Here is a 543-nt window from a genome sequence, read left to right on the forward strand (position 1 = left end):
CGCCTGGCTCGCCACGCTGCGCACCGCGCTGCCCGCCGCCGCGCCCTGGCGCCGCCTGCCGCTCGGCGTTCCGGACAGCCGCCTGCTCGGCGGGCTCGATCTCTCCGCGACGCTCGCGGCGGGCCGTCCTGTCGCCGAGCGCGGCGTGCTGGCCGAGGCCGATGGCGGAGTCGTGGTCGCCGCCATGGCGGAGCGCATCGAAAGCGCGACCGCCGCCCGCATCTGCGCCGTGATGGATCGCGGCGAGGTCGCGGTGCAGCGCGACGGCCTCTCCGACGCGCAGCCCGCACGCTTCGGCCTCGTCGCGCTGGACGAGGGCATCGCGGCGGAGGAAGTGGTGCCGGCCGCGCTGCGCGCCCGTCTCGCCTTCCAGCTCGACCTGCAGGCCCTGAAGCTCTCGCCGCACGACGCCTCCGCCGCGGAGGATGCGCGCGCCGTGCTGCCGCTCGTCGCCGCGGACGACGCGCTGGCCGAGGCGCTCTGCACCGCCGCCGCCGCGCTCGGCGTCGAGGATCCGCGCGCCGCGCTCTTCGCGCTGCGGGC

General features: G+C 78.5%; 1 pseudogene. It reads left to right on the top strand.

Annotated features, from left to right (window positions below):
- Positions 1–543 (top strand): annotated as a pseudogene (gene bchD / locus L2I40_RS24335) (magnesium chelatase subunit D); the annotation flags it as partial.

Origin of the sequence: Falsiroseomonas oryziterrae (assembly GCF_021864505.1) — a bacterium.
In the GTDB taxonomy this organism is placed as follows: domain Bacteria; phylum Pseudomonadota; class Alphaproteobacteria; order Acetobacterales; family Acetobacteraceae; genus Falsiroseomonas; species Falsiroseomonas oryziterrae.